At 70.1% G+C, this 25,782-nt stretch carries 25 protein-coding genes; 18 read left to right on the top strand and 7 right to left on the bottom strand.

From position 1 onward, the window contains the following. The 6 genes from OP04_RS52770 to OP04_RS54280 form a co-directional block, all read right to left on the bottom strand. A partial coding sequence (locus OP04_RS52770; RefSeq protein ID WP_198154301.1) for a transposase occupies positions 1-122 on the bottom strand: 122 nt, incomplete at its 3' end. A gap of 20 nt (positions 123-142) precedes the next feature. After that, positions 143-757 (bottom strand): hypothetical protein, encoded by a 615-nt coding sequence (locus OP04_RS47040; protein WP_051800157.1) that lies wholly within the window; start codon positions 755-757, stop codon positions 143-145. A gap of 472 nt (positions 758-1,229) precedes the next feature. Beyond that, on the bottom strand, positions 1,230-1,949 hold the full coding sequence (locus OP04_RS47035) for a tryptophan 2,3-dioxygenase family protein (RefSeq protein WP_051800156.1): 720 nt from the start codon (positions 1,947-1,949) through the stop codon (positions 1,230-1,232). Positions 1,950-2,133: 184 nt separating this feature from the next. Continuing rightward, a complete protein-coding gene (locus OP04_RS47025) occupies positions 2,134-2,355 on the bottom strand; it encodes a hypothetical protein (RefSeq protein ID WP_033346590.1) in 222 nt (73 codons plus the stop codon). A 390-nt stretch (positions 2,356-2,745) separates the two neighbouring features. Further along, positions 2,746-3,618, bottom strand: coding sequence for a hypothetical protein (locus tag OP04_RS47020; RefSeq protein WP_157241318.1), 873 nt, complete (start codon positions 3,616-3,618; stop codon positions 2,746-2,748). A gap of 117 nt (positions 3,619-3,735) precedes the next feature. After that, positions 3,736-4,257, bottom strand: coding sequence for a hypothetical protein (locus OP04_RS54280; RefSeq protein WP_157241316.1), 522 nt, complete (start codon positions 4,255-4,257; stop codon positions 3,736-3,738). 279 nt (positions 4,258-4,536) lie between these two features. Here OP04_RS54280 and OP04_RS54275 point away from each other — a divergent pair, with 279 nt between their 5' ends. Together OP04_RS54275 and OP04_RS47010 are read left to right on the top strand one after the other, a co-directional pair. After that, the gene (locus tag OP04_RS54275; RefSeq protein WP_157241314.1) at positions 4,537-5,244 is read left to right on the top strand and encodes a hypothetical protein; all 708 of its coding nucleotides are present in this window, start codon (positions 4,537-4,539) and stop codon (positions 5,242-5,244) included. A gap of 443 nt (positions 5,245-5,687) precedes the next feature. After that, on the top strand, positions 5,688-5,993 hold the full coding sequence (locus OP04_RS47010; protein WP_033346588.1) for a helix-turn-helix domain-containing protein: 306 nt from the start codon (positions 5,688-5,690) through the stop codon (positions 5,991-5,993). Between the two features lie 143 nt (positions 5,994-6,136). On the opposite strand, the gene OP04_RS47005 is transcribed toward OP04_RS47010, so the two are convergent. After that, positions 6,137-6,580 (bottom strand): helix-turn-helix domain-containing protein, encoded by a 444-nt coding sequence (locus tag OP04_RS47005; RefSeq protein ID WP_198154299.1) that lies wholly within the window; start codon positions 6,578-6,580, stop codon positions 6,137-6,139. Between the two features lie 546 nt (positions 6,581-7,126). On the opposite strand from OP04_RS47005, the gene OP04_RS47000 reads away from it, so the two are divergent. From OP04_RS47000 to OP04_RS46925, 16 genes are all read left to right on the top strand, one after another. Beyond that, complete coding sequence (locus OP04_RS47000) at positions 7,127-7,939, top strand: hypothetical protein (protein WP_157241312.1); 813 nt, start codon at positions 7,127-7,129, stop codon at positions 7,937-7,939. A gap of 73 nt (positions 7,940-8,012) precedes the next feature. After that, a complete protein-coding gene (locus tag OP04_RS46995) occupies positions 8,013-8,351 on the top strand; it encodes a hypothetical protein (protein WP_051800154.1) in 339 nt (112 codons plus the stop codon). Positions 8,352-8,698: 347 nt separating this feature from the next. Further along, complete coding sequence (locus tag OP04_RS46990; protein ID WP_051800153.1) at positions 8,699-10,165, top strand: hypothetical protein; 1,467 nt, start codon at positions 8,699-8,701, stop codon at positions 10,163-10,165. 20 nt (positions 10,166-10,185) lie between these two features. After that, on the top strand, positions 10,186-11,676 hold the full coding sequence (locus OP04_RS46985) for an SCO6880 family protein (protein ID WP_033346584.1): 1,491 nt from the start codon (positions 10,186-10,188) through the stop codon (positions 11,674-11,676). After that, positions 11,673-13,226, top strand: coding sequence for a hypothetical protein (locus OP04_RS46980; RefSeq protein ID WP_198154297.1), 1,554 nt, complete (start codon positions 11,673-11,675; stop codon positions 13,224-13,226). The genes OP04_RS46985 and OP04_RS46980 overlap by 4 nt, the downstream gene beginning before the upstream one ends. Continuing rightward, on the top strand, positions 13,223-15,079 hold the full coding sequence (locus OP04_RS46975; protein WP_232324011.1) for a type IV secretory system conjugative DNA transfer family protein: 1,857 nt from the start codon (positions 13,223-13,225) through the stop codon (positions 15,077-15,079). The genes OP04_RS46980 and OP04_RS46975 overlap by 4 nt, the downstream gene beginning before the upstream one ends. Then, on the top strand, positions 15,072-15,665 hold the full coding sequence (locus OP04_RS46970) for a hypothetical protein (RefSeq protein WP_157241308.1): 594 nt from the start codon (positions 15,072-15,074) through the stop codon (positions 15,663-15,665). The genes OP04_RS46975 and OP04_RS46970 overlap by 8 nt, the downstream gene beginning before the upstream one ends. Further along, on the top strand, positions 15,662-15,943 hold the full coding sequence (locus tag OP04_RS46965) for a hypothetical protein (protein WP_033346582.1): 282 nt from the start codon (positions 15,662-15,664) through the stop codon (positions 15,941-15,943). Before OP04_RS46970 ends, OP04_RS46965 begins: the two co-directional genes overlap by 4 nt. A gap of 59 nt (positions 15,944-16,002) precedes the next feature. Next, positions 16,003-16,509, top strand: coding sequence for a hypothetical protein (locus OP04_RS46960; protein WP_157241306.1), 507 nt, complete (start codon positions 16,003-16,005; stop codon positions 16,507-16,509). Then, complete coding sequence (locus tag OP04_RS50955) at positions 16,506-17,018, top strand: hypothetical protein (RefSeq protein WP_051800152.1); 513 nt, start codon at positions 16,506-16,508, stop codon at positions 17,016-17,018. Before OP04_RS46960 ends, OP04_RS50955 begins: the two co-directional genes overlap by 4 nt. Continuing rightward, positions 17,015-18,091: a M23 family metallopeptidase gene (locus OP04_RS46950; protein ID WP_033346580.1), complete on the top strand. Its 1,077-nt coding sequence runs from the start codon at positions 17,015-17,017 to the stop codon at positions 18,089-18,091. Before OP04_RS50955 ends, OP04_RS46950 begins: the two co-directional genes overlap by 4 nt. Before the next feature lie 55 nt (positions 18,092-18,146). After that, complete coding sequence (locus OP04_RS46945; RefSeq protein WP_033346579.1) at positions 18,147-18,599, top strand: hypothetical protein; 453 nt, start codon at positions 18,147-18,149, stop codon at positions 18,597-18,599. Between the two features lie 443 nt (positions 18,600-19,042). Then, positions 19,043-19,462, top strand: coding sequence for a MarR family winged helix-turn-helix transcriptional regulator (locus tag OP04_RS55210; protein ID WP_051800151.1), 420 nt, complete (start codon positions 19,043-19,045; stop codon positions 19,460-19,462). Positions 19,463-19,571: 109 nt separating this feature from the next. Then, positions 19,572-21,023, top strand: a complete 1,452-nt coding sequence (locus tag OP04_RS46935; RefSeq protein WP_051800150.1) for an MFS transporter — start codon at positions 19,572-19,574, stop codon at positions 21,021-21,023. 74 nt (positions 21,024-21,097) lie between these two features. Continuing rightward, positions 21,098-21,925, top strand: a complete 828-nt coding sequence (locus tag OP04_RS46930; RefSeq protein ID WP_157241304.1) for a GNAT family N-acetyltransferase — start codon at positions 21,098-21,100, stop codon at positions 21,923-21,925. A 544-nt stretch (positions 21,926-22,469) separates the two neighbouring features. After that, positions 22,470-25,712, top strand: coding sequence for an NACHT and WD40 repeat domain-containing protein (locus OP04_RS46925; protein ID WP_157241302.1), 3,243 nt, complete (start codon positions 22,470-22,472; stop codon positions 25,710-25,712). Positions 25,713-25,782: the final 70 nt, after the last annotated feature.

The following is a 25,782-nucleotide window of genomic DNA, read 5'->3' as shown; positions in this document are numbered from 1 at the left end:
CGCCACAAGATCCCGTTGATCACCTGACGGTGATCACGCCACCGCCCACCGCGCTGCGGATCGGTATCCGGAAGCAAGGGCGCAAGCCGTTCCCACTCCCGATCAGTCAGATCACCAGCCATGCAGTGACAACGATGGATCATCACCAAAGGTGATGATCCATCAAACACGGCCTAGCGGTGAGCGTCATCGTGTGGGCCAGCTGGGATGCGGCTTCGAGGGGATCTGCGGCGGTGATCGGGCCGTCAAGCCGCAGACGTTTCAGCGCGGGCCGGGCCGCAGAGACCGCGAGCCGGCATCGTCGGCGGGCGCGTTCGCGATCGGGGCGCAGTCGGGGGAGCGCGGTGGTGCGCCGTCCGGCGGCGTGGACTTCAAAACGGCAGAGGTCGCCGAGCAGCAAAGCCAGGGTCCGATCGTGGTGCGCGAGCGCTGCCTCGGCGGTAGCTGGCGGGTGTGCCGGGTCGAAGACGGGGAGGACGCCGAGCGCGAGGTAGGTGCGGTAGTCGTAGCAGCCGTCGGGTTTGTCCAGCGCGATGTCCAGCCAGCGCGCGACCCTGTTCCGTTGCTGCTGTGGACCGCGTACGTGGAGGAGCCGGCTGCGTGCGGTCCGCAGCGCCTCCACCAGCCCCGGGCTGACGCGCTGTTTGCCGGTGTGCAGGAACGCCGCGACGACCTGGCGGTACGGGAAGCTGCTGGCGGCAGGTCGGTCGGTGCTGCTCCACATGGCGAGCGCGAGCGCAGCATCGGTCTGATTCATGCTGGTCCTCCTCGGGGCCGGCGGACGTGCGCAACGGTGGGTTCTGCGGGGGTGACGGTGATGCCGTGACGAGCGATCTCGCCTTGAGTCGCGGGGATCCGTGCGGTCGGCCCGGGTGGCGACCTGGCGTGCCCCGGGCCGTTGACGGTCAGGTGGACGCCGCGCCTCCGGTCTATGGATGAGAGCCAGAGCGGTTCGCCTAGATGGACAGCTGCCGTCCGGTGGGGCGGCTGCTCGGTGACAGGTCAGCGCATCCCGGGCATGGTCCGCGCTGGCCGTGAGTCGTAGCTCTGCGAGTCCGCGTTGCCAGCGAGTACCGGGAGAAGCCGACTGCGCCGTCCCGCTGTGTTGGAGGCGGTCTGATCGGGAACACGAGGTCTCGTCGAGTCGTACCGGCCGGCAGATGATGCTGGAGGCGCCATCCGGCTGATCGCTGGGGCCATGATCGGCAGCCGGTGTGTCTGGTGCGGGGTCATGTGGCGGCGTGGCCAGACAAGCCGGGAGGGCAGTCTGTGGTGATGAGCGCGCGGATTTCCCACAGGCGCGGGAAGAACCGCTGGGAGGCCAGCCGGGCGAGGGCGGTAACCGGGGTTCCTTGGGTGCCGTGGGCGTGGTCGCCCAGCATCCGGATCGCGAGCGTGTGGTGGTCGGAGCGCCATCGTGCGATGGCCTCGTCCAGGCTGATCAGCGCCTCGGCCAGCCGGTGCAGCGGCGCGGCCGCATGGTCTTCGTAGATCTGCGGTAGGTCCACCGGTGAGGAGTCGAGCAGGGCGAGGAAGGCCGTGTTCGCCGTGCGGGTCTGCTGGCGGAGGTCGCGCCAGCCGGGCGACTCGAGGCCGGATCCGTGCCCGAGCACGGCCCGGATCTGCCGGAAGACGGCGGGGGAGATGGTCCGCAGCAGCTGCAGCTGGTCGGTCAGCAGCCGTATCGTCAGCGTCGCGCGATCCACCAATAGCTGCGCCACTGCGGGATGCCTTGCCTCGATCTCGGTGACGGCGCGGGCAAGGCCGTGCGCGGCCGCCTTCAGCAGCAGCTCATGACCCTGGTGCGTGATCTGGAACAGCAGCTCGTCGGGGTGCACCCACTCATCCGGGTTGCGCTGTAACGCGAGCAGCGCGTCGGTGCGCATGTATCGGGCGTAGTCCGTCGTACCGGTTCCGGGCAGGACGGGTCGGGCACGCTCAGAGGACATCGATGCTCCTGGTAGAGATCAGATCGGCCGGCCGGTTCCCGGCCTCCAGCGAGACTGGGGCCGGTCGGGCGCAGCAGGCTCTGGCACTCAATCGGTCGGCGGTTGGGCGGGGTCTCGGGTCGGGCATGGGGAAGGCCGTGACACCAGACGTGCTGGTCGGTGTCACGGCCTTCCCGAGGCGCGGCTAGTAGTAGGTGTAGATGCTGCCGCCGGCCGGGGTGATGCGGCCGTCCGGCGGCGGCGCTGCCTGCACGGACGGCGGGGGCACGGCCTGGACCGACTGCGGCGGGATCGCCGCGCTGGTGAGCGCGCCGGCTGCCGGGGCGATCAGGGCCGCGGCTGCGGCTAGGTTCCGCAGCACGCGCCGGCTGAACACCGACTCGAGGTTGATACTGGTGACACGCATGTGGACTCCTCACTCGAAATGAATGGACACCTGTGGTGGCGAGAATCGGGGCGGTCCCCGTGTTCGTACACTGCGACAACGACGCGGATCGCGCCCCTGGAAACGCGATAGGCGACTGTGTGGCGGCGTAGTTATCCCTGTTCAGAACGCTTCTGGTCGCCCTGTGCGCCCTGCTTCAGGAATGCTGAATCGGGAATGGATCCGGGCGTGCCGACTACGAAATCAGATACGTATCGCGTTTGTCCATGAATGCGAATCAAACGAGCCGGACTTTCCACACGCCCGGACGTGCGAATGGACGCCGCTGCACCGCCCGGGACGTCTCGGTGGCCGGCCGATGCGCAGGTGGCGCGCACGCACGACGACTGCCGGGCGCCAGGGTGCCGGCGCTCAGGCTCTCGGACGCCACCGGGCCAGATCCGATGAGGGATCTCGGTACGACGGCCGGAGACGGCCCTGGGCGCGGTCGCCGAGCACGCGGCAGATGGCGCACGGGGAACGGCCGTCGGGCCGCGGCCGGCCGGCGACGCCGTGCGGGTCGCACCGCACCAGATCCGGGATCGACGCGGCCGCGGCCGCGCGTGCGGGTGTGCGTGGGGTGGTGACGTTCGCGCGAAGGCCGGGTGGGGTGGGGTTGGTGTTGTTAGTGGCTGGTCCGGGGTTGGTATCGCGTGCCGACGGATCCCCCACGCTGCCGCCATCGGATCCCCCAGGGCGCCGATCCTGGCTGCCATCGGCACCCCCACGACGATTGCCGTTGGCCTCGGGTGGGGGATCCGGCGGGACCCCCACCTGACCGTCGGTAGGCGTGGGTGTGGTGGTGTCTGTGGCGTGCTTGCGTCGGCCGCGACGGGCGGCGTAGAGCGCTGCTGCCGAGGCGCGCACGGTGTCGGGGCTGATGACCTCGATCTGCTCCAGGAGGTCGGTGGGCAGGGTGAGCTGATACTCGTCGCCCTCGTGCTGGCCGCGGGAGCGGGCACGGATCCGGTGCAGCAGGCCGAGCGCGACGAGCCGGCGCCGGACGGCCTGGACGACTTGGACGCCGACCTCGGCTTCGACCGCGACGGTGGCGTCACCGGGCCAGATCCGGCTGCCGGTGTCCGCGTCGGCATGCGAGGCGAAGACCAGCGCCACCACCCGGATCGTCGACGCGGCCACGCCACCCCGCTTTCCCCGCGCGGGAATGAGACCTCCCAGACGGGCGCGCAGCAGGACCCGCTCCCACTCCCACCGGCTCACCGCACGCAGCTCGGGCTCCTCCACGCCAGACCTCCAAGCCGGTAAGCAGTGAGAGCGGGTAGTGCACAGACCGCGCCCGCCGCCGCGCGCCCGCCAGCGCGGCGCGTCCGCCAGCGCGGCGCGTCCGTGTGCGGCACGGGATCATCGCGTGCCGTGGATGAGATGGGTCAGCGCCGTCCGCGCAAGCGCCGGCGGGTGCGTTCGGCGGCGGCCGCCACCGATGACTGCTCGTCGGTAAGAGGCATGGCCGGTTGCTGGGGCTGCGACGTGTAGACGGCGATCAGCTCGTCGATCTGCGCGCGTCATGCCGCGGGTCTGACCGCGATGCACATGCCGTACTTTGCCGGCCCGGCAGTCTCGCTCGACTCCGCGCTCCGAGAAGCCGGTCATCCGGGCGACCTCGGCCAGCGAGAAGACCAGCCGTTCAGCACCCGATGTGGAGGCGGCGTCGGTCGGGGCGACGCCGGCGCAGTGCACGACGATCAGCGCGCTTCCGGACAGCGCGACATGGCGCGGACGGGGCTGCGCGTCGGTGTCCGGCTGCGCAGCGGGATCGGCGACGCCAGAGGGCTGGGCATTGCCGCATATCTCGAAGCGGATGCCGCAGGCTTCCCCGGTGCCGCGATCGCACAGAGCGAAGGTCCGGAATACGTCCGGTGCCATGACGCTGCACGATAAAGACCGTATTCCGCGCCCGCAACACATGCGCGTCATCTCGAACGATTTTTTGTATTCGGCTGCCAGTCCTGGCGGCGCCCCGACCGGGATCTAAGTCTAGGAATATTCCCTGCGAATACTGTGCGGGCGATACTGAGGCGGGTCGGCCGCTGGCCGCGGAGCCGGGGCGTCATCGTGCGGCTCGTATCGAACGATGCGTGGCGTTGCGATCGCGTCCCTCATATCGTCCATATCGGTCGCTGAGGCGGTGAGCGGATCCGGCGAGTGAACCCGACCCGCGCGCATCTTGCTGGCACAGCCGAAGAGGTCAACCGTTCCGACGTAGTGAAGCCGGATTCCGGGACGGGCGGGGTGGCCGCAGATATAGCGGTGACCGCGGTCTGCACGGAGGCCGTTCTCGCCTTGGAGGGGTTATCTCGGGGATGGAGTGCTTTAGAAGCTGATCTGCGGTTCCAGTCTGCTGAATGCCTTGTGCGACCACGTCATGCAGCCATGAACCTTTCGAAAAGGCAGGAACACGTGGGCAAAATCTGGAATAGGCGACTGCTGGCCGTCTTCATTGCGATGGTTGCCACTGTGGCCGGTGTGGTTGTGGCACCGGCGTCGCCAGCGTTCGCGGCAGGCTGCCGCAGCGCACCATTTTCGGCAAGCCTCTACGGCGCGGACCCCTTCATGACCATGTACGACCCGGTGACAATGGCCTATCCGTCGGCGACGGGCTCGTATGTCTCTACCAGCCAATGCCCGCGAAACATCTCCGTCAAGAACAACGGCGCCGGTGACAGCTATGGGGCGCCGTTTCACGCCTGCGTCGAATATGCCTCGGGCGGCAGTTGCAACTACTGGACGAAGGTCAACCCTGGCCAGTGGGCCTACATCGCCACCGGCGTCCCCTACGGCACCCGATTTCGGATCCAGATCCTCTGGGACCCCGGTGCCTTCCACTCATTCAAGGCGGTAGGCGACTTCTAGGGCCGCAGCCTTCCGATCGCAATGCCCCGGCCGCCACGCCCCGAACGGGCGTGGCGGCCGGCATCGGCTCGCACATCGGCGCACGTCTTGGGAATCCCGCCGTATGTGGTCTTGACGTGGTCTCACGCGCGCCCGAGGTCGCGGTGTCCGTGCCGGCGGCAGCTTCGCCCGCACCTGCCGTCCCGCTAGCGGGACGGCGGCGGTGACTGCTCGGAGGCTGCTATATGAGGTGTGAGCTGTGTGAACGACCGGTCTTTGGGCCGATCGGGGGTCAAGGGGGAGGTCGTTGATCGTCCCGTGTGCTAAACAGTCCTCGATCGATCGGATGCGCGGCGCGTGCAGCGATGGTTCCTCGGTGGTCTTAGCCATGGGACTCGCCTGTTGATGTGGGTGAGCGCTCTCTCGGCTACGTCGGCGGGGCGCGGAACCCGGGGTGCAGCGGTATGACGAAGGGTGAGGAGGGCAATGTGGAGCCCATCGTGGGTGGCTCAGACGAAGCGGTGCAGATGGGGTGGGTCATCAGCGGTGCCCGGCGGACAAGAGGCTGGTCGCAGTCGAGACTGGCCGCCAATCTGCGACGTCAGATGACGGAAGAAGAATTCGGGCCGGATCTGCCGTCGGCGGAATCGCTGAAAGCCATGATCTCGCGCTGGGAGAACGGGCACAAAGTTCCCGACATCAACTACCGGGGATTCCTCGGCCGTGTCCTCGGGCTGGAGCCGGCACAGCTCGGCTTGTACCACCGCTGAGGAATGGTGCGGAGCGATCTGGGCGCGTGCGGGTCAACGGAAGATCAACGAATGGTCATCTACCGTAGCCGTTGCCGTTCGACCAGGATTCTTCACATGCAACAGATGACCTTACGTACAGCGCCAGCCGGGCAATCCGGGTATCACGGCTCCCGTGATCCACTGGCGGATGTCTCGGACTGCTGGAGCGCGTTGACCATCGTCAGAATTTTTACGGTGTCGGCGATCGTCACCGGGTTTCCGTCGCCAGATATCGCATGAATGGCGCGCAGGCTGCTTTCGCTCGCGCCGGCGAGCAGCAGCTCTCTCAGCTGTAACAGCTCGGCGGCCGTCTCTTCTACATTCCGCAGACCAAGAATGTAGTCGGCGGACACGCCGAAGAATCCCGCCAGGGCGGCGATGGCGTCAGCCTTAGGGTTCTGGCTCTCGCCGGTGTGCATTCTCCCGATAGCGGACTTCGAGATGCCGGACGCGACCGCCACCTCCTGATAGGAGTACGGCCGCCTGTCCTTCAGGTAGCAGTAGAACAGCAGACCTATGCGGCCCTGCAGCGTCTTCAGGTCGAATTCTGGTTTCGTAACTGTCACCACAACCTCCGTATCGCGGCAGTGCGGCAGCCCTGTCGTTGTAAGGCCATTCCCCGTGCTCAGTACGCCCTGCCCAGGTAGGCGTACGTGACGTTAGGTCTCGGACGTGACTCGCCTGATTCTTTCGTATATCTCACCGTGTATCAGTTCTGATCTTAGGTCTCGCGCGGCGTCGGCGCAGTACCGGCCGTGTCGCACCGAGCCCGGCGTCCCGCCGACCGGCGGCCTGCGGAAGCAGGCACCCCGGCAGGGGGACGGGGTGCAGTGGCCATGACCGTCGGGCCATCCGCGGTCGGGCCATCTGCGGCCGGCACCGCCAGCGTGAGCACCTGGCGTGGGACGCCTCCCGGGCCGGCGAGGCGAGGCGGGTCCGCCTCGCCGGCCCCACCCTCCCTTCCTGCTAGCCGGTCCGGGTGGCCGCTGCGCGGCCACCGTGGTCCGGCGGCGGACCTGCGTCCGATCCCGCGCGAGTTCGCAGGGAACACGCAGGCGGAGTGGGTGTGGCTGCACGGCGCGTCGCTACCGGCGGGTTGTCCGCTGATCGCGGTGACGTCCGCGGACGGCGGTGTCGGCCGGTCCACGCTCGTGGCCGCGCTCGGCGGGCTGCTGGCGCTGGCCAGCCCGGCGCCGGTGGTGGCGGCGGATCTGACCGGCCGGGCCTGGGGCGGGCTGACCCACCGGGTGGCCGTGAGCCGGCCGGGCACGGTCTGGGACGCGGTCGCCGCGGTCGCGGCCGGACACCCGGAACTGCTCGCTACGTGCACGCAGACCGGACCGACCGGTCTGCACGTCCTGATCGGAGAGCCGCAGATGAGCCAGGATCGTCACCCGCCGTCGTACCTGGAGGCCCGACCCCTGCTGGCGGCGTTGCCGTCGCGGTACGGGCTGGGAGTGCTCGACCTGCGCCCGGTCGACAACGGCGGCACCTGGCGGGCGCTGGTCTCCTCCGCCTGCCCGGTCCTGGTCGGCCGGGCAGGCGCGGATTCGCTGCAGCATCTGCTGACGGTGCTGGCGTGGATGCGCGGCGGCGGGCTGGCCTCGGTCGCGGACCGGTGCGTGGTCGCGGTGATGTCGACGTCGCCGGTGGCCAGCCGTGAGGCGCTGGCGGTGCTGCGGCAGCTGGAGCAGGCGGCCGGGCACGTCGTGCGGATCGGGCATGACCCGGTCCTCGCGCGGCCGGCACCGCTGGACGTGCGAGGGCTGCGGAAGGCGACCCGGATCGCGGTGACGGATCTGGCCGCCGCGGTGCTGCGTCGCTGCGCGATGTCAGGCCGTGAGCCGGCCACCGGTCTCGGGCCGGTCACCCCGGTGCCACCACACCTGCCGCCTCCGCCGGCGCCGCGCCGCGATGAGGACTGACCGCGTCATGTGGATCAACAGGAGGCGACACCTGATGCTGCACCCTCTTGCAGGGATCGGCGAGGGACTTGCCGTGACCGTGTACCAGCTCGCGGTGCCACGCGAGCCCGTCCCGGACCCGTCTGGGACGCCGGGACCGGCAGACGGGTTCGACTGGAGCCGGATCAGGCCGGACCCGGCCGGCGTGCCGCGACCAGACCTGTTCTACACGCTCATCAACGCGGGCTACTGGCTCGGGATCGCTGCGATTCTCGCCGGTGGCACCGGCGCGGTGATCGCGATGGCGCTCGGTGAGGTGCTGGGGGCGCGCACGCCGCACAACGGCGGCCGATGGCAGCTGTTCAAGATCAGCGGCCTGATGGTGCTTGCGGGCTCAGGCGTCACCATCCTCTCGGCGCTGTACCGGCTGTGAGCGGCATGATGCGCCCAGCGGTGATGCCGCGCTTCCACGTTGACGACCTGGTCCGGCCGGGCAGGCCGGAATGGGCCGGGCCTGGTCCGGCCGGCGCCGCTGCTGAGGATGCGCCGCCGGTCAGACGGCGAGCGTTCGGGATCACCCTTGTGGCACTGGCAGGCCTGATCCTGGGCACAAGCGTGCCGGACCCGGCGCGGGCCGCCCCTGTTCCGGCACCGACACCAGCACCGATCCCGGCGCCCGCCACCGCCCCAGCGGCGCCCGGCCCTGCGGCGACACCGGACGTGCCGACGCCGGGCGCGCCGGGTTCTGGCGGCTGCGGGCTGGTGGATGTGTCGTGCCGGGTGGAGGAAGGCGTCAGCGACGGTGTGCGCATCGGTCTGCTCGGCGTCGTCGATCTGACGGTGGCGGCGTTCGGATGGACGTTGTCGTGGCTGGCGGCGCTGGTGTTCGACAAGACGACGGTGACGGTGGACGACGCGTTCTATGGCGTCTACAACGACGTCGCGTCGATCGTCTCGCTGTTCGTGCTGCTGATGTTCGCGTTCTCGCTGGGCATGGCCGCGCTGCGGGCGCGGGACGGCAGCCCGGTCCGGATCGTGCTCGGCGTGCTCCGGGCGGTCCTCGGGACGACGTTCGCGGGCGGGATCGCGTTCACGCTGGTGCGGCTGTGGGATGAGGCGACCCTCGCGCTGATCGACCGGAACCAGGCACGCGACTGGGATCCCGCTGCCTGGGTCGACGCGTTGAACCGGCTCGGCGCGGCGCCGGGCACGGCCCTGATAGCGCTGGTCATCGCGGTGGCGTCTCTTGTCGGGCTGCTCCTGATCGCGATCATTCTGATCTTCCGTGGGGTCCTGGTGATCGGGGCGGCGCTGATCGGGGTCGCGGCGATGGCGGGGCAGGCGATGGATGCGACCCGGTCGTGGGGCCGCCGCTGGTTCTGGACCGTCAACGCGCTGGCCGCGTCGAAGTTCTGGATCGTCGCGTTCTGGATCTATGGGACCCGGGCCCCGTACGAGAGCGACAACCTCGTCAACGCCCTGCGGGGCCTGCTGATGATCTTCTTGATGGTCGCGGCGCCGTGGATCCTGCTGCGGTTGACGACGATCCTGGACGGCTACATCGCCGACATCGACCCACCCGGTTTCCTGGCTGGGGCCGGTATGGGCGTCGGCACCGACATGCTGTCGGACCGGTTGCAGCGCAACCTCGGCGGCGGCCCCTCGGGCGGGCCGGCGGACGCGGCTGCCGACCTCATCCCGAGCGTCGCCGACAGCCCGGGTTCGGACACCTCACCGCTGGACACGGCCTCCGGCAGCACGGCGGCTGCCGATCCGGTGGCCTCTGCCGGGAGCGGGTCGTCGTCCGGCGACGCGGACGGGCGCGCCGACGCCGGCGCACCGCACCGCGACGAGGCAGCCGGTATCGGACAGGACAGCACCACCTTGCTCCACGCCGGCGAGGGCGGTGCGCCGTCGGCGCTCGGACAGCCGGAAGGACAGGCGTCCACGATCCCCGGTGGCTCCGGCACGGGGACGCCAGCAGGTGATCACACGACAACGCCCGTGACCGGGACGACCGGCGATCACGCCCCGGCCGTGCCCGGTGGCGAGGCATCCGGCACGACGGCCTCGCCGGACGGCGGACCAGGTGACGGCGCGACCGTCCCGCAGCCACCGGTCCTGCGGCCGGCGGCGCCCGGGGGCGCGTCGACGCTGGCGGGGGAGCCGGCGGCGGGTGCGGGGATCGGCCGCGGTGGCGCCGCGGCGAGCGGGGCCGCGGCCGAGTTGCCGGTCGTGCCGCTGTGACTTCAGAAGGGACAACGATCATGACCACTTTCCGGTTTCCGCCGCGGGCTACGCGGGGTGCGATGCTGGGCTTCTCGACGGGGCAGCTCGGCTGTGTGTTCGCCGGCGCGGTGTGCGGCATCATGGCGCTGAATCTGGCCACGGCCGGGCGGCCGCTGCCCGCGCTGGGCGTGTTCGTCGCCGGGCTGGGGCTCGGTGTGCTCGGGCTGGCGCGGCTGCGTGGTCGGCGGATCACCGCGTGGGTACCGATCGTGGCCGGGGCGCTGCTGCAGCGGGTCATGGGCCAGCACCGCTATCGCGGGGCGGCGTTCGCGCCGCGCCGGGAGGAACTGGATCTGCCCGGCCCGGCCGCCGGATACCGGTGGCTGACCGCGACCACCGCGGACGGGGTGACCGAGGTCGGGCTGCTGGTCCACCGTGTCGAGGGCACGGTGACGGCCGCGCTGCGCTGCTACGGCGCCGGCTTCACGCTGGCCGACACCGGCGAGCAGCAGCAGCGCCTGGCCGCCTGGTCCGATGTGATCAACGTGCTCGGCGGGGAGTACGCGCAGGCGGGGCTGGTGCGGTGGGCGCTGCTGACCCGCACCGTCCCGGACTCCGACGACACTGCCCTGCGCTACCTGGCCGGCCACGCGACCGACACCGGCTCGGCGGCCTACCGGTCCCTCGCCGCGCTGACCGCCGCGGCCGCACCGGCCGCGCAACGCCACGAGATCTATCTGACCGTCGTCCTCGATCGGCGGCGGCTGGCCGCCGAGGTCAAGGATTCCGGGGGTACGGACACGGCGCTGGCGGTGGTGGTGCTGGAGCGGCTGGCCGGGATCGAGGCGGCTGTGCGCGAGGCCGACATCGGCACGGGAGGATGGCTGTCCCCGCGGGTGTACGCCGGCGTGCTGCGCTCACAGTTCGACCCCGACATGCTGGCGCACACCATTACCGATGACGGCACACCCGCCGGCGCGGCCCCGCAGGCGGCGGGTCCGGCGGCGACGGAGCAGGTCGGCTGGTCGTATCTGCGGCACGACTCCGGGTTGTCGCAGACGCTGTGGATCTATGAGATGCCCCGCCAGCCGGTGCCGATGTCGTGGCTGACCGGCCTGTTCGCGCGGACGGTCGGCCGGGTCGCGGTCACGCTCGTCGCCGAGCCGGTCCCGCCGCAGCTCGCCGCGCTGGCGACGCGGCGTGACAAGGTCGCCGCGGCAGGGGAGCGGGCGACGAAGGCTCGCCTGCAGCTGGTGCGGACCGCGCGGGAGGACGCCGAAGAAGCAGCCGTGCACCAGATCGACGCCGAGCAGGCCGCCGGGCACGTCCGCTACCGGTACGCGCTGCTGGTCACCGTCACCGCTGCCACCCTGGAACAGCTGCAGCGGCATGCCAGGGTCGCCCGGCAGATCCTGTCCCGGGCCGGCTGCGAGTGCATCGTCCTCTACGGCGAGCAGGACCAGGCATTCGCCGCCGGGGCGCTGCCGCTGGCCCGCGGGCTGAAGCCCCGCTCGGGGGTGTGGGCATGAGCCGCCGGATGCGTCTGCCCCGCGAGGACAGCCTCGCCGCGCTCATCGGCGCCCGTGCCGCGGCCGCCGACGAGACGGCAGCGGCACGGCAGGCCCGTACACAGCAGCGGCGCCTGGACCGCGACGTCGCCCGTCTGACCGGGCCACCACCGGTCACCGCCCGCGGCGGGCCCGGACCGGCCGCGGGCCGGGTGATGTGGCAGCTGCGGCTGCCACCGCTGGAGACGACCTCCGCCCAGCTGTGCTCCGTGTATCCGTTCGTCAACGACCCGGGCCTGCCGGCGCGCGGCCCGCTGATCGGCACCGAGATCTACTCGCGGGCGGCGTTCTACTTCTCGCTGCTCGAGTTGTATCGGCTCGGTGTGGTCGGCGCCCCGAACATGGTCGTCACCGGCGAGATCCGCTCCGCCAAGAGCGCACTGCTGAAAACCTTGGCGTTCCGGAATGCCGCGCTGGGCCGGCGCAGCTACATCGTCGACGTCAAAGGCGAGTACGACCCCCTCGCGCACGCGCTCGGGATCCGGCCGCTGCGGATCGGCCCCGGCCTCGGCGTGATCATGAACCCCCTCGCCGGGATCAGCCGGATGCCGGGCCAGCCGGCGACGGAATGGGCGCAGATCCAGCGCACCCGCCGCCTGCTGCTGCTGGAAGGCCTGCTCGAAATCCAGATCGGTGACCGGCTGTCCGAGCCGGAGCGCTCCCTGATCGCCTACGCCCTCGACGCGGTCACCCGCGCCGATGACGGCACCAGCGCCACCAGGCAGCCGGCCCCGACACTGTCGACCGTGCTCGCCGCGATGGCCGACGTCGACGTCTGGAAACACCGGCTCGCCGGCGTCCACTACACCCTGGACGAGTTCGTGACCGACTCCCGCCGCGTCCGGCTCGCACTGGAGCGGCTGATCACCGGCGCGCTCGGCGGAATCTTCGACGCACCCGACGCCGACAGCGCCCGCCTCGACTTCGCCCAGGCCGGTGCGGTCCTGGACCTACGCGCCGTACGGACCTCGGACGCGATGACGGCGATGGCGATGACCTGCGCCCAATCCTGGCTCGAAGCCGAACTGACCCGCCCCGACGCCCCGCCACGCCTCTGCCTGTACGACGAGTTCGCGCTCCTGGCGCGCTACCTCGGCCCGATGCGCCGCATGCGCGAGCAGCTGAAACTCGCCCGCGCCCTCGGCGCGGAGAACATCCTGGCCTTCCACCGGTTCTCCGACCTGGCCGCGTCCGGCAACGCCGACTCCGAGCAGGTCCGCATCGCCCGCGGCCTGATCGAGGACACCGGAGTGCGGATCTCCTACCGGCAGGCCCCCGGCTCCCTCGACTCCGCGGCCGAGTTCCTCGGCACCACCGACGTCGAAACTGGGCTGCTGCTGCAGTTGAAGCGCGGGACCGGCCTGTGGAAGGTCGCCGGCCGCTCCTTCGTCGTCAAACACCAGCTGTCGCGGGCCGAGTGGGAGATGGTCAACACCGAGCAGAAGATGCTCGGCGACACCCCACCACCCGTACCCGGCACCGGCACGACGGGCGCGGAGGTGCCGGCATGAGCAGGCCGCCACTGATGTCCCCAGGGCACCGCCTGCCCCACGAAGGCATCCACCGACTCGACATCGTCCTCCGCCTGGCCGCCCTCACCATCGGCATCGTCACCGCGGTCATCGCCACGACCACGCTCTGGACCGCCGGGCAGCTGTCCGGGCTGCTCGCCCACGGGGCGTGGCCAGACTCCGGCCCTGCGGACGCGTTCGGTATCTCGCTACGGCTGCCCGCCCATCTCGCCGCGCCGCGAGATGCGTGGCCGCCGGCCGCACGCGCCACCGTTGGCCCGGCCGGGCTGGTGTACCCGCTGTGGCTGATCCTCTACGCCGTCGCGCTCGCCGGGCTGGTGTGGACGCCGGCGCGGGCAGGCCGCAAATATCTGCACCGGGCCGGGTTCGCCACCCGCAAGGATCTGCGGCAGCTGGTCACCGCGGAAGCGGTCCTCGACCGCGCCGACGTGCTCCGGCCCGGACTGACGATCCGGGACACGGACCCGCCGGCCGTGATCGCGGCCAAGGAACAGCGGCGAACGGACCCCCTGGAGGTCGGCCGGCTGCTCGGCTACCACGCCATGTCCCGCGAACCGCTGTACCTTGCCAACGAGTACACCGAACTCCTCGCCGCCGCCGCCCGGTTCGGCGGCAAGACGTCCCGGTACGTCATACCCCGGGTGCTCGACGCCCGCGGCGCGGTCCTGACGACCTCCACCCGCCTGGACGTCGCGGCCGTCACCTACGCCGCCCGCGAGGCCATCGGGCCGACGTTCATCTTCGAGCCGCTCGGCCGGCTGCCCGGCGTGCCGCGGCTGCGCTGGTCACCGATCGAAGGCGCCCACGACATGGAAGTCGCGGCCCTGCGGGCGAAAGGCTTCGCCGCCGGTGCCGGCATCGACTCCGCCGAGAACGGCGCGTTCTTCCAGGACCAGGCGGCGGCGCTGATCCGAGGGATGCTGCACGCGGCGGCGCTGGACGAGCGGTGCACGATGGAAGACGTCGTCGCGTGGGCGTCGAACCCGTCCGACCCGCGCGCGGAGAAGATCCTGCGCTACCACCAGGTGACCGCGTGGGCGGACCGGCTCGCCCATCACCGGGAAGCGACCGGCCGTACCCGCGACAGCATCCAGTCGGTGGTGTTCGCGGCCCTGGACTGCTTCTCGCATCCGACCGTGCTGGCCAACTGCTCCCCGCCGCGCGGCGAGCAGTTTCAGGTCGGCCCGTGGCTGGCCGCGTCCGGCACCCTGTATCTGGTCGGTCCGCGCACCAGCCAGGCCGCCGTCGCACCGCTGCTCGCCGCCGTCGCCGAGGACGTCTTCCACCACACCCTGCAGGCATCGTTCACCGCCCCGGGCGGCCGGATCGAACCTGCCCTGTACTTCATCGGCGACGAGATCACCAACGTCGCGCCGCTGCCGTCGCTGCCCGGGCATTGGGCGGACGGCGGCGGCTCCGGGATCTCGATGTCGATCGCCTGCCAGAACGAACACCAGCTCGAGGAACGCTGGGGCCAGAGGGGCGGGCGGGCGCTGCGTGACGGCGCGAACGCCCGCATGGTCCTCGGCGGCACCCAGGACGTCTCCGCGCTGCGTGACGCCCAAGCCCTCATCGGGCAGACGCAGGAGCTGACCGCATCCACCAGCTGGGGCGGCGCACACACCAGCGTCCAGGAGCACACCAGACGCGAATACCTCGTGGACCTGGCCGCCCTGCGGAGCCTGCCGGCCGGGCGAGCGCTGGTCCTGCTGGGCAACATGCCCCCGGTCGAAGTCGACATGCCCGCCTGGTGGGACCGCGACGACGCCCCGCAGCTGAAGGCGGCCGCGGACGCGTTCAACGACCAGATCCGGGGTGGCGGCGATGTCTGACCAGCCCTTCACGTTCGAGCTCCCGGCGGACGCGTCACCGGAGATGGAAGCGATCGCCGAACTCGCCGGGGCGGTCGACGCGCTGCGCGCCGGCCTGGCCGGCCTCGCCGACGAAGTCGTCCGCCTCCACGGACCAGCACAAGCCGGCCGACCGGAATGGACACCGGCGCGGGTGCGGTGGCGCGACCTCGACCGCGACGATGCGCGGGCGGTATGGCTGTGGCTGATCGACTGGGTGGCCTGGGCCGTCGACCGCTACCAGCTCACCGACGCCCTCGGCCCGTGCTGGCCACGGCATCCACCGCTGGTCGAGGACCTGACCGCGGTGTGTCTGGCCTGGCACGGCGCCTACCACCCGGGCGCGGGCCTCGAGGCGCCGCTGCGCTGGCACGAATCCCTCGACCGGGCGAGGCCCCGCTGGCGTGCACTCGACACCAGCAAATGCCGCCACGGCCACCACACCAGACGCCGCCTCGACACCCCGTGGCCCGACGACTGGCAACGGCGCGCCCTGCACGCCGCCGCCGCGGACCTCGCCGCCCGGCCCGCCCCCGAAGCCAGCGGCGGGAAGGAGCTGGCGTCATGACGCACCCCGCTGAGGTCGCCAGTAACTGGGACTGGTCCCGCCTCAACTCCCGCGTCCGCGGCCTGCGCGAAGCGTCGGTGCACGTCTACCGGCGCATCGTCGCCATCCAGGAAGTCCGCCAGGCCGCCGAAGAAAAAGCGCGCGAGGCCGAAGCGCGCGCAATCGAGGACCGCGACGCACAGCAGCAGACGGATCTCGATGCGGCGCTGGCAGAGCACGACCCCTACCTCGATGAGCCCGACCGGCGCATCGACGACGAACCGGAGGCAGAGCAGTGACAAGTCCCGCTGACGACCTCTCCGGCACGACCGGCCCCGTGCCGCCGTCGCAGGCGCGAGTGCTGAGGCACCTGCACACCAGCGCGAGCCGGCTGCGAGGCGACATCGCCGCCATGCGCGCCAACAACCGGGTCCCGACCGACCTCGGCAGGATCCGGCGGCAGCTGCAAAGGATGACCGACGTCACCGACGGCCACATCGATCCCGCCGCCGTGCAGGTACCGCTGGACCACATCACAAGCCGGGCAGAGGCACTCGTCGCCGACATCGCGGCCATGCGATTGGACGCGCAACGCCCGGCTGACATGCGCACCGTGCGTTGGAGGTTGCAGAACATGACAGACCTGGTCGACGACCACGGCCGCGACCCTGAAGGTCCGCGGTCGTCCTTGGACGAGGTGACCACCCGCGCGGAAGCGCTCGTCAAGGCCCTCGCCGCGATCCGGCTCGATCCGGGCCGAGACGATCTGAGATCCGTGCACCAGCAGCTGCGCGGCATGGCTGCGCTCGTCAATGACGAACTGCGCCGGGACGCGCCCGTCAGCCCGTCGGTGGAAGCCGAATGAGGCCGCATCTGCTGCGGGCCGCGGCCATGCGGTGTACTGCGGCCGTCGCGCTCATCATGCTGTCCGCGTGCCTGCCGGCACTCCAGGACACTGAGCCGGCCACCGGCCACTCACAGACGGTCGACATCGGTGGCCGCCCCACCACCTCCACCGCGCCCCCGGCACCGGATGCTGATGGACTCGCCGCGCCGATCCCTGCCGCTGTACCGGCGGCCGCGGTCGACGCGGCCGCCCGCTTCGCCGACGCCTGGGCACGACCGGACCTGCCCGCCGCCGACTGGCGGGAAGACGTCGCCGCGCTGGCCACGGCCGAATACGCGCACCTGCTGCGCACCGTCGACCCGGCCGACGTGCCCGCCACCAGGGTCACCGGGCAGCCGCAGCCGCGGGAGAGCACCACGGCGCGCGTCGTCGTGGACGTGCCGACCGACGCCGGAACGCTGCGCGTGATCTGCGTGGCACCGCACGGCCGCTGGCTGGTCGCCACCGTGCAGATGGCGGACCGGTGAAGAGCGCCGCGGCGCTGGCGATTGCGATCGTCGCGCTGCTCGTGCTGCTGTGCGGCGGCGCGGTCATCACCGACGGCGGGCCGGTATCGGCGACGTGTGCCGGTAGAGGCACGGTCACACCACGGCCGGTGGCGACCGGGGCGTGGCATCCGGTCGGTGCCTGGGACGCCGCGCAGGTCGCTCACGCGGCCGTGATCGTGGCGGCCGGCCAGCAGCAGCGGGTGCCGCCGCGGGGCTGGGTGATCGCGGTCGCGACCGCCATGGTCGAGTCCCGGCTGCTCAACCTCCCTGACGGTGACCGGGACTCCGTGGGCCTGTTCCAGCAGCGGCCCAGCCAGGGCTGGGGCACCCCCGCCCAGCTACAGGACCCGGCCTACGCCAGCCGGCGCTTCTACGCCGCGCTGCTGGAGGTGACCGGCTGGGAGGCCGTGCCGCTGACCGTGGCCGCCCAGACGGTCCAGAAGTCGGCGTTCCCGGACCGGTACGGCGAACGCGAGCACGATGCCGAGCAGGTCGTCGCCGCCGTCACCGGCGCGACGGCGATCACTGACCTGCCCGGTGCCAGCCTTGCCATCTGCGCCGGCCCACCTGCCGGGGCCGAGGGCTGGGTCCGGCCGGTCGATGCGGTCGTCGGTTCCGGGTTCGGCCCGCGCGGCGGCGAACTGCACGCGGGCGTCGACCTCTCCGCGGCCCGGTACACCGTGATCCGTGCCGCATCGGCTGGCACTGTGGTCGCCTCAGACTGCAACTCCACCAGCGGCACCTGCGACGCCGACGGCAGCCCCGGCACGATCGGCTGCGGCTGGTACGTCGACATCGCCCACACCGGCGGGATCGGCACCCGCTACTGCCACATGGTCCGCCGCCCCGAAGTCACCGCCGGCGACACCGTCACCGCAGGACAGCCCATCGGCCTGGTCGGCAGCTCCGGCAACTCCAGCGGACCACATTTGCATTTCGAGATCCATGAACAGGCGTGCCGGAATAGCGAATGCCAGCTAAGCCCCGCGAATGCGATCGACCCGGTCACCTATATGCGCACGCAAAGCGCTCCACTCGGTGCAAACGGCTGATTCATTCGCCAGTGCGCTGAGTTCAACGATATGTCACCAGACTGGAGATGTTGCGATGGACGCGGACGGCAATTCGATAACTGATCCCATCCTGGAAGAGTCGATGAATCGGGGTCCTGACGCGGGAGACCACGACAGAGGTGAGGCGCTCGACGCCACGGTGGCAGCGTATGAGGCGGCGTGGGAATACTGGCGGGGCAGGGGTGATGAAATTGCCGCCGAGCAGGCGGAAGTCCCCTGGGAGACGTCTCCAGACGACATCATTCACGCACACGCGGCTGACGCGGCGTGGCGCGTGCTCGAACAGTGGTACGAGTCCGGAGGTTTCACGAGTTTCGCGCAAGAACGCGACTACATGCGAGATGCCGGTCAGCTCCGCCGGTTGCTTGAAGAAACTGCGCCGCCGCCGATATTTCTGGACGCTGGCGAACAGTCTCCGGCCACAGATTCCGCTTACGGCAAAGATGAGCCAAGGCGGGACGCTGGGACTGAGGCAAGCATTGAGTAACTGTTGCCTCCTTATTCGACGGCCTTCTCATCGGTAGGTCCATCGCGGCGCTCACCGGAAGCGGACACCGGCTCCGACGCCGACAAACACGGTGTGCCGGTATCGCCGACTGAGGGATGCGACCAGGACGACGGCAAAGTAGCCGCCTGATCCTGCTCAGCCCTGCGCAGGGACCGACATCCAAACGGATCCGCGGGGCCACCGCATCGCCTCGTACGCATGTCGTCTATCAACAATCGATTCAGGGACCGGTCATGCACGCACGCCAGAACGACACCGCTAACACCCCCCGACGCAACCGCGGACCTGCGAGCACCGTGCCAACCCCGCCTCGCGTGCCAGCACGGCGCACACCGGTCGGGTACGGGCAGAACGTGGCACCGCCGTATCCACCCCCGCCATCTGGCGCCGGACCGCGTCGAGCATCCCGGCCAGGCGCGATCGTGCAGCTGTGCCGCACCGCCAACCTGATCCGCGGCCATATCGAGCGCACCGTACTTCGCAAGGAACAGTGCACCTGGAATCACTTCGACTGCCTGCTGCTGGTATGCGTCAGCCGAGGCATCGAAGCCCGCCAGGTCGCCGCAGAGATGGGCATCGCCAAAGCCACTCTCACCGCCTGTCTACGGACTCTGATCGCGCGCGGGCTGATCTACCGGCTTCCTGCCGAGCACGACCGGCGCACGATCCTACTGGCACCCACCGACGCCGGCATGCAGCTCGCCAGACGTCTTCACGCCGCCGTCGACGACATCCAGAACAGCCTCATCACCGACAGTGGCCTGCCCTCGGGCGACCTGATCGCCGCCCTGCTGCGCGACCTTGCCCACCGCGGCCGCGCCCAAGCCACGACCAGCACCTGATCCTCCTCCTCACCTCGGCTTCCCGCTTCGCCACCCGTGTGCCGGCCGGCGGGGTATCGGCCGCACTGCTCACCGCTCCCTACCGGCCCCGCCCCTTCCTGGAGAACCCATGCCCTCACGTCCCGCACCCTCGGCCGACAACCTCGACGCCATCCCGCGCCAGCACCGTCTCGCGGGGCTGCGCCTCGGCCTGCTCTACGGACCCGCGATCTACGGCGTCAGCGCGGCCGCCGTCGCGCTCCCGGCCGCCGCCGACGCCCTGCACACCACACCGATCGCCGCCGTATGGATCCTGACCGCCCACGCACTCGGCCTCGGCGTCGCGACCGCGACCGCCGGCCTGCTGGCCGACCGCTACGGCACCCGCCACACCCTCGCCGCCGGCGCGATCATGCTGACCGCAGGCGCCACCCTCTGCGCCGTCGCGCCCGGACTGCTGGTGCTGGTGGCGGGCCGTCTGCTGCTCGCCGCAGGCTCCGGCGCGGTCACCGCGGCCGCCATGACCACGGCCGCGCAGCTACCCGACCGCGAGCGGCCGCGCGCCCTGGCCGTGATCGGCGTGACGCTGGCCTGCGTATCGGCCACCGCCACCCTCGCGGGTGGGCTAAGTAACCTCCTGTCATGGCGGCTACCGCTGATCCTGCCCGCCGCCGCCCTCCTACTCGTGCCGTTCGCCCTGCCACTGACCCGACGCCGGCCCATCGGCGACCGGCCCATCGGCGACCGGCCCGTGGACCTGCCCGGCATCGCAGCCGTCGCGGCCGGCGCGGCGGGAGGGCTGCTGCTGATCCAGGCGTATACCCTGCGGCTTTCCCCCGCCGTGGCGGCAGGCGTGCTGGTCGTGACGGTTGCGGCGGCGCTCGTCGCAGTGCGGCGTCACCGGAGCCAGAAGAGCGCTGGCGTGCTGGATGTCGTCATCGGTGACGCGCAGCTGCGTGCCGCTGCTGTCGTCGGTGCCGGTGTGTACGGCGGGATGTTCGCCGCCCTGTACGCGGTACCGCACGTGCTCTACCGGCAGCACCAATACAGCGCCGTCGACGTCGGCCTCCTCCTGCTGCCCGGCGCTGCCGGTGCCGTCGTGCTGGCCCGCGTCGGGGCCCGGTACGTCGCATCCCTCGGCGCCGTACGAGTCCTCACGATCGTCGCCACGACGTTCGGCCTATTCCTGGCCAGCGCCGCGATCGTGCCGCATCCCACGGTCCTGGTCGCGACCGTCGCGGTCGCGTTCGGCGCGTTCAGCACCACCCAGACGGTCTACACCGGGCTGGCCGGCCAGCGCGCACCGCGCAGCCGCGGAAGTGCGATCGGCGTCGGGAACCTCGCCTTCTTCGGCGGCGGCGCGGCAGGATCGGCGCTCTGCTCGGCGCTGTGGCAACCGGTCGGCCTCAACCACGCGCTCGCCCTGATGAGCCTGCTACCCACGCTGGGCGCGGTGCTGGCCGCCCTGTCGTGCCGGTGGCGCGAGGCCCGCAGTGCTGACCAGCGCCTCGCGTCCTCGACCGCGGGGGACGGGCTACGCCCCAGCAGCGGTGTATCGCGGCGACGTGGCACCGCACGCTGATCGCACACCACATCGAAGATTACAGATGATGACGTTGTCGTTACTTCAGGTGCTTGTGGTGAGAGGTGTAGATAGTGGCCAACCGCAAAGGCAACGCACGACGGCGCGAACCCGTGCGGCATCCGATACCTCCACGCCGCCTGCGCGCGGACCACTCGACGGATCGCACCGTCACCGCTGACGCGCTCATCGACGGCTGGACCATCCCTGGATCACGCGCTCGTGTCCGGCTGGCGCGTGCCGCTGACCTGCCCGTCCTGCGGACGTATGTCGAGATGGCCGGCACGCGGGTCGAGGACGAGGTCGCCGATGCGATCGAGGTCGGCATCGCCGGCACCGGGCTCCTCATCGGGATGCGCGACGGGCACGAGACCTTCATCAGCCACATTGCCGAGCAGTTCTTCATCCACCAGGGCGCCGACCGGCCGGTTCCGTTCCTGCATCTCACGCTCGTGCTGGTAGCCGAGGATCCCGATCAGGGAATCGTCGGTGTGCTGCTGGCATACCCGCCGGTGGGCGTGATCGGCCAGTTCATCACGCAAGCCGGCCGGATCGGCGCGAAACCCCAAAGTCTGCTGCTGAACGGTGCGCTCGGCCTCGTGCGAGTCAAGGCACTCGCGGTGGCCGAGCTGATGCGCCGTCAAGGTGTGGCCGCCACCCTGATGGAGTGCTGCCGACAGGTCTACGCCAGCTGCGAATATCTCATGCTCTACGGCCAGATGCCGGCGCGGCCCGGACTGGCCGACTTCTACCGCAGCCTCGGCTTCACCGTTCTACGGGAAGGCGAGGGCTTCGACCCGTGGGCCATCTTCGGCGTGCGCTCGGAGATCCGGCCTGAGAACGACGAACGCATGTTCCTCTGGGACCGGCCGATGACCCACCGCATCAAGCGCCGCCACTGAGCACACGCACCTCGGCGCAAGAACCAAGCCGAATACCCATCGGTGTCTTCAAGAACCTGTGTGGCACACCGATCGAACTCCCTCTGCGACAACTGCCTAATCGAGTAGAACTTCTATCGCCTCCACTCGGCCGGTGATGGTTGGGAGCGGTGGGCGGGTCATAGCCGGAGGCCGTGATTCCCATTCGCTCTGGCCCCACCCGGCGTTGACGGGCGGGCCGCGTCCGCGTCGTCCGGCTCGCCGACTCCTACGCCGCTGCGGCCCTTGACGCCGGTGACTTGCTTGCTGGCAGCGGATTTCCCCGCTTCCGGCGTGGTCCGGCCCGCATGCTCCCGCGGGTCAACCTCGCGACGTGCTCCGAGTCCGCTGGCATCGCTCCGCTCGCCGCGCCGGAGCCGGTTCCGCGGTGGACCGGCGGTGCGCACTTCGTCTCCGGCCGCCGCCCGTCGTGTTGCCGTGGCCTGCACCACTCCCCGGGATGAATCGTTCACTGCGGACGGTGGCGAACCCTGAGCAGCGCAAATGTCGATGTTAGCGTCGCCGCATGACACGTCGATCACGCACGGTGATGCTGACCGTGACCGTGGCGGTCAGCGTCGGCATCGTCGGCTGGGTGCTGAACCAGAATATCGAGACCGGTGCCGCGTGGGCCGGAATTGCGAGCCTCGCCTGTGGGCTCGTCCAGCTCATCGTCTCGCTGAGTGAACGGTTCGACACCCGGCGCGAGCCACCGACCGCGGAGGCCCTGGTCGACGATCTCGCGCGGATCGTCCGCGAGCAGTGGGAGACCGAGGTCGATGCGCGGCAGCTCCGCAACCCGCATGTCCTGCCGCTGTCATGGTCCGGCGTCTCCCCCATCACGGACGACCGCGCCGTCGACGCGCTCCGCAACCGCCTTGAGGGGCGCTTCGCCGAGGTCACCACGCGGATGGCGGACGGCTACCGGCACATCGACAGCGGACGCCTCGTCGCGATCGGCGAACCCGGGTCGGGCAAGACCGTCATGATGATCCTCCTGACGCTCGGGCTGCTCGACGCGCGCGGAGACGGCGCGCCCGTACCCGTGCTGCTGTCCGCCTCGTCCTGGGACCCCGTCCGCGACACGCTCCACCGCTGGATCGTCCGCACGCTCGCCGACTCCTACTACACCGGCGACTCCACCGTCCCCCAGCGCCTGCTCGACCGGCGCCTGCTCATCCCGCTCCTGGACGGCATCGACGAGATCCCCGAGGCCGCCCGCCGCGGCGCCATCCGCGCCATCAACCGGTCCGTCGGCACGGACCGTCCCGTCATCCTGACCTGCCGGTCCAACGAGTACGCGGATCTCGTCGTGGACGGCGCCCCCACGCTGCGCGAGGCCCCGGTGGTCCGCGTCCTGCCGGTGCCCGCCGCCGACATCATCGCCTACCTGGAGAAGGTCGAGTGGCCGCCCGGCACCGACTGGGCCCCGGTCGCCGCCGACCTGCGCGAGAACCCGGACAGCCCGGTCGCGGCCGCGCTCTCCACACCGCTGATGCTCAGCCTGGCCCGCCTGATCCACCAGCGCCTGGACGTGCACCCCGCCGACCTCACCGACCGCACCCGTTTCGACTGCCGTCACGCCGTCGAGGACCACCTGATCGACCAGGTCGTCGACGCCGCCTACGCCCCCGACCCGACCGGCGACACGCCGGCGCCACTCTGGACGGCCGCGAAGGCCCGCCCCTGGCTCACCTACCTCGCCGGCCACCTGCACGACGATGCCACCCGCGATCTGGCATGGTGGCGCCTCGGCCATCGCGTTCTGTCCGACTGGATCGCGATCGCGGTCAGCCTCGGGCTGGGCATGTTGACGATGGGCGGGTTGGCCGCCTGGATCGAGTTCGCCGAGACCGGCCCCAGACCGGAGGACCTCCCATCGGTGGAGCCGGGCACGGGCATCTGGCTCGGAGCGCTCGCCGGTGGAGCGGTGTCCGTGCTGTCCATCGCGACCTGGTACGCGGGCTCCCGGTCCACACCCGGGCAGCTGTCACTCCGTGCGCGAGGCGCGGCGGGCCGGTTCCGCCGCGGGTTCGCGATCGGCGCCGGTGTGATCGCCGTGATCAGCGTGCCCGTTCTCCTGATCATCGCCGCGGTGGTCAGCAGCACCGGTGTCTGGACGCCGGAACGGGCCACCCAGGCGTTCCGCATCGTCTTCGCCGTCATCGCCGCGGCCGGGCTGACCGGAACCGCGGTCGGCGTTCATCGCTGGCTCACGGCCTCTCCCGGACACGCGATCCGTGCGACGCCGGGCACAACGCTCCGGCAGGACCGGCGAGCATCGTTAGCGGGGGCCGTGGCCGTCGCGCTCATCACCGGTCTCGGCCTGCTCCCATCGCTCGCGGCCGGCACGGTCCTGGGCATCCTCACGCACTACTCGATCAGTGACTGGGCCGGGTATCCGGGCGAACCCAACATCCGGCTCACCGCCGAGCGCTTCTGGACCGACCCCTTCCTCGGCCTCGACAACGGGTATGTCACGATCGGCAACGCGACGCTCACGGGTGTCTTCGCGATTCTTCCCGGTGCGGCGGCCGCCGTGATCCTGCTGCTGACGCGCGCGTGGCCACGTCTCGTCCTGGTCCGGCTGACACTGGCGATCCGCCGACGCTCTCCGCTGCGATTGATGACGTTCCTGGCCGATGCCCGTCAGCGACAACTTCTGCGCCAGGTCGGCGGCGCCTACCAGTTCCGGCACATCCGCCTCCAGGAACGCCTGGCCGATTCCACGCGCCACACATCCGGCGTCGCCGCGGCGGTCCCGACGCTCGGGCCGATGCCCGCCCGGCGACGCGTGCTGATCGCGGCCGTCGCGGGGATCGTCACCGTGCTGGCTGCGGCCGAAACCGCGTACCGGATTGACGACGACTCGGCACGGCTGGTCATCTCCGTTCCCAGTCTTTCCGGCCTGGACGATAAATATGCCCCCCTGATTTCCTTCGCGCCCGACGGCTCCCATGTGACCGTTGATAACTCTGTAGGTCGTCAGGTAAGCGTCTGGGACGCGTACATCGGGTCAGCAAAACTGACCAAATCAGGGACCGTTCTAGGCTTCAGCGATAACAGCAAAACCGCCATCTTTCAGGTGCACGACAGGGGCCTCAGTTTTCTCGATATCAAACGAGGGGTCGAAGTAAGTCTCTTTAGACCGTTCGACGATTCGGATTACGCCGAGATCAGTCCAAACGGCAGGTCTGTCGTAGTATTGACCGACGACGGCGGCCTGCTGTTTTTCAACTCCGCAAATGGTAGACCCCTGAATAAGGTCCAGGCCAAGGATGTCAGCGGAACACATTCCTTCGCTTTCAACTCGGCCGGAACGTGGCTGGCGTCTACACAAAATGATGGAACCGTCGAAGTTTGGGAAGCGGCCACCGGCAGAGTAGTCCGGTCATTTCAGATGAACGCAAAAGGAGAGAGCGTAACTCAACTGAATGCGGATGGCTCACTGGTTGCCCTCGGCAGTGCCGACGGTCGCGTCGCGATGGGTAGGTCCGACGGAACAGTCATTGAGACGACCGTCGCCGAAAGTTATGCCGCCCCCGAAATGATATTTTGCGCAGACGGAACGGGATTTTTCGTCGATTCCAGATCAGAATCAATCCTGCTGGAGGCGGCCACTCTGAAAAAGATTAAGGCATTCGAAGGCGGCAGTGGCGAAGGCGCGACTCCGCCCAACCCTTGCGGACTGGCAAGCAATTACGATACAGAAAACCTCTATGGAATCGCGACGAGAGACATCATTGAGGTTGTCCGAGCAATGAGTTGACTACTGACGGTGCTACGTGGTGCGTCCGTGTTCGGTGTGCAGGATGACCAGTGCGGCGGCGACGATCTTC

Origin of the sequence: Catenuloplanes japonicus (assembly GCF_000717135.1) — a bacterium.
In the GTDB taxonomy this organism is placed as follows: Bacteria; Actinomycetota; Actinomycetes; order Mycobacteriales; family Micromonosporaceae; genus Catenuloplanes; species Catenuloplanes japonicus.
Note: the sequence above shows the minus strand (reverse complement) of the source record. Positions and strands in the feature narration are given on the sequence as shown.

Coding starts and splice junctions, on each gene's coding strand:
- OP04_RS47040 (WP_051800157.1), bottom strand. CDS start 757: ATGAATCAGACCGATGCTGCGCTCGCGCTCGCCATGTGGAGCAGCACC.
- OP04_RS47035 (WP_051800156.1), bottom strand. CDS start 1,949: ATGTCCTCTGAGCGTGCCCGACCCGTCCTGCCCGGAACCGGTACGACG.
- OP04_RS47025 (WP_033346590.1), bottom strand. CDS start 2,355: ATGCGTGTCACCAGTATCAACCTCGAGTCGGTGTTCAGCCGGCGCGTG.
- OP04_RS54280 (WP_157241316.1), bottom strand. CDS start 4,257: ATGGCACCGGACGTATTCCGGACCTTCGCTCTGTGCGATCGCGGCACC.
- OP04_RS47010 (WP_033346588.1), top strand. CDS start 5,688: ATGACGAAGGGTGAGGAGGGCAATGTGGAGCCCATCGTGGGTGGCTCA.
- OP04_RS46985 (WP_033346584.1), top strand. CDS start 10,186: ATGACCACTTTCCGGTTTCCGCCGCGGGCTACGCGGGGTGCGATGCTG.
- OP04_RS46980 (WP_198154297.1), top strand. CDS start 11,673: ATGAGCCGCCGGATGCGTCTGCCCCGCGAGGACAGCCTCGCCGCGCTC.
- OP04_RS46975 (WP_232324011.1), top strand. CDS start 13,223: ATGAGCAGGCCGCCACTGATGTCCCCAGGGCACCGCCTGCCCCACGAA.
- OP04_RS46970 (WP_157241308.1), top strand. CDS start 15,072: ATGTCTGACCAGCCCTTCACGTTCGAGCTCCCGGCGGACGCGTCACCG.
- OP04_RS46965 (WP_033346582.1), top strand. CDS start 15,662: ATGACGCACCCCGCTGAGGTCGCCAGTAACTGGGACTGGTCCCGCCTC.
- OP04_RS50955 (WP_051800152.1), top strand. CDS start 16,506: ATGAGGCCGCATCTGCTGCGGGCCGCGGCCATGCGGTGTACTGCGGCC.
- OP04_RS46945 (WP_033346579.1), top strand. CDS start 18,147: ATGGACGCGGACGGCAATTCGATAACTGATCCCATCCTGGAAGAGTCG.
- OP04_RS46935 (WP_051800150.1), top strand. CDS start 19,572: ATGCCCTCACGTCCCGCACCCTCGGCCGACAACCTCGACGCCATCCCG.
- OP04_RS46925 (WP_157241302.1), top strand. CDS start 22,470: ATGACACGTCGATCACGCACGGTGATGCTGACCGTGACCGTGGCGGTC.